We start from the raw sequence: 2,630 nt of genomic DNA, 5'->3' as shown, positions 1-2,630 counted from the left end.
GCACCAAGCCGAAGCTTCGTTTTACCACCCGCGCCGTTAATGGTCGCGCTCACCATTCACCACCCAGCCGTACAGATAACCTTGTTGTGGTATAGCCAGACTTATTGAAGTCGCACTGGCAAACGTGTCCCCTTGGATTTAGACCCCAGCTTGTCCCCTAGGGCTTTAAAAATCGCACCGGCCATGATATAATAGTCATTAAACAATGATGACTTTTTTGTGGCGCTCACCAATGACTGTTGGTGGGTGTTTTTTTATGTTCTATTTATCGATTTCATTTAGAATTATAGCTCAACCACAACAAAAGTCAATGTTTTTAAAAACTAGCACTACAGCACTACAGCACTATAGAATAAAAGAACTACAGCACTACAGAATATAAGCACTACAGCACTATAGAACTATAGAACTACGGAACTAAAGAACTACGGCACTGTTTTTTCTTTTAGTAAATGTTTGCACATAGGGCTTAAAGCTATACGGTAGTGCTAGCACTACGGAACTAAAGAACTACAGCACTATAGCACTGTAGAACATAAGCACTACAGAACAACAGCATTATAGAACTATAGAACTAACGCACTATAGCACTATATCGTGTTGATTCAAAAACGATATAGTGCTAATATAACAACAATCGTTAGGAGGCGTTATCATGACACAAACCATAACATTTGGAAATTTTAAAGGTGGAGTTGGAAAAACTAGTAATTCAACATTAGTAGCTCTAGACCTTAGCAATCGTGGTTACAAAACACTACTAGTTGATTTGGACCCCCAAGGAAACGCCACAAATCTACTCTTGAATACTAAAGTTAATATTGATGGAAAAGTTGGCCATTTTAAAAAATCTCTCATGGCTAGTATTGAAGATGGCGATTTAACTCAATCTTTAATACATATAAAAGAAAACTTCGATATCCTAGCTTCTGCACCTGACTTTGCTCTTTTCCCACGCTATATGGAAAAAATCAAAGACTATAATGAACGCGTCAAAGAATTCAGTAATCTTATCAAGCCTATTAAAGATAAATATGATTATGTCATCATAGATACGCCGCCTACTATCTCGTTAATCACCGATTCAGCATTGTATGCCAGCGATTATTGTGTAATTGTTATGCAAACTCATGAACATAGTTTTGAGGGAGCTCAAGCATTTATAGAGTATATCCAGGAACAAGTTATTGATACCTACAAGGCTCCCCGTTTGGAAATCGTTGGTATATTGGCTGTTCTATTGCAAGCCGGAGCTCCTGTAGATGAAGCAACTATTCAAAATGCTATTAATCAGTTTGGAACTGAAAACATTTTTAAACATAAAATTCACTCGATGCAGAGGATCAAGCGTTATGGAATAACTGGTATTACTTTCAATACTCAGTTTGATAGGCGTGTATTCAAAGTATACAAAGACGTAACTGACGAGATGCTAAAAAGAATGGAGGCAATTGAAAATGGCTAATAAATTGATTCGGTCTAACCGCAACCCAATTAAGCCAGATAAGCAGGCTGAAATTTCGGATTTTTCAAATTCAAATAAAGGAATTAAAACCCCACAAAATCAAGTTGCTTCGGTTACTTTTGACACAAACCTAAAAATCAACAACCACATTAGAAACAAATTGCAAGCAATGGCTGTATTAGGGTATAGTGACAATCAAAAGGCAGCTATTGAAGTAGCTTTATCTGTTTATATTGAATCTTTGACTTCAGACGAACGTAAAGAATTAGAATTTCAAATTGATTCTTTAGAAAAACGTGATGTACGCGTAAAAAGTAAATAATCACGCGCACTCAGACAACACGTTCAGCTTTTAGACGTATACACTTGTCCGTTTAGATGAAGCAGAATGTACAAAAAAAGCCCTCTATTATGCGGAATAGAGGGCTTTTCTGAAATCAGTACATACAGGCTTTGCTTAGGAGCGTTGCTTGTGTCCATTTAGGACATACACAATCATATAACAATCAATCAATGCTGTCACTTAACTTACTCAAAAAATATTCACAACCTATCTAAACAACCGTTTCCAAAAGTTCTCTCTCGTCTCATTAGAGGGCTTTTCGTTTTGCTTGCTTATATTTATATCTGAATCATTGCTATCGTCATTAGAATCGTTCTCACGGCTTTGTGTGGTGTTGCTTTTGATATTTTGTTCTGACTTTTGATTTTCAAGTAATTTCTGACTGGATAAGTTCAATTGCTGTTGTTGGTCTAATAATTTTTGAAATTTGTTTATCTGTTGATCCTTTTCGTCAAGTTGGCGTCTAAGTATATTAACTAATTGATCGTTGCTTGACGTGTTTTTGTCTTGCTTATCCTTATTTGTATTGTTGGCATAATATTGATGTATAGCATTAACAACATCTTGACTTAAAATATATCTATTATCGCTATCTTTTAAAGGCTTGTCTTTGTCGTCTAGTGAATCTATTATTTGATAAATTCTTGCTCTTGATATGTGTAAATCCTTTGAAATTTCTGCAATTGTTGTCAAATCTACCACCCTTTCAAGTATATGCTAAGTTATTGATACAATCATAGCACGTGGTAGCGTCAAGAATCTTGTGTAAATGAAACGCCTTCGTACATATAATATGTATCTAACTTAAATAAATGATGCTTC

The 2,630-nt window shown here is 35.7% G+C and carries 3 protein-coding genes; 2 read left to right on the top strand and 1 reads right to left on the bottom strand.

Translation table 11 applies throughout. The features are described 5' to 3' along the window. Nucleotides 1–655: 655 nt before the first annotated feature. Both EKM87_RS12260 and EKM87_RS12255 read left to right on the top strand, forming a co-directional pair. Nucleotides 656–1,465, top strand: a complete 810-nt coding sequence (locus tag EKM87_RS12260; RefSeq protein ID WP_015474642.1) for a ParA family protein — start codon at nt 656–658, stop codon at nt 1,463–1,465. Further along, nucleotides 1,458–1,787, top strand: coding sequence for a DUF5388 domain-containing protein (locus EKM87_RS12255; RefSeq protein WP_041816175.1), 330 nt, complete (start codon nt 1,458–1,460; stop codon nt 1,785–1,787). The genes EKM87_RS12260 and EKM87_RS12255 overlap by 8 nt, the downstream gene beginning before the upstream one ends. Nucleotides 1,788–2,015: 228 nt before the next feature. Here EKM87_RS12255 and EKM87_RS12250 read toward each other — a convergent pair whose 3' ends face one another. Continuing rightward, entirely contained in the window at nt 2,016–2,510 is a 495-nt protein-coding gene (locus EKM87_RS12250) for a RepB family protein (RefSeq protein ID WP_125584191.1), read from the bottom strand. Nucleotides 2,511–2,630 lie beyond the last annotated feature (120 nt).

The sequence above is a fragment of the Levilactobacillus yonginensis genome, assembly GCF_003946265.1.
GTDB classification, from domain to species: Bacteria; Bacillota; Bacilli; order Lactobacillales; family Lactobacillaceae; genus Levilactobacillus; species Levilactobacillus yonginensis.
The sequence above is the reverse complement of the archived record's forward strand: the minus strand, read 5'-3'. Positions and strand labels throughout refer to the sequence as shown.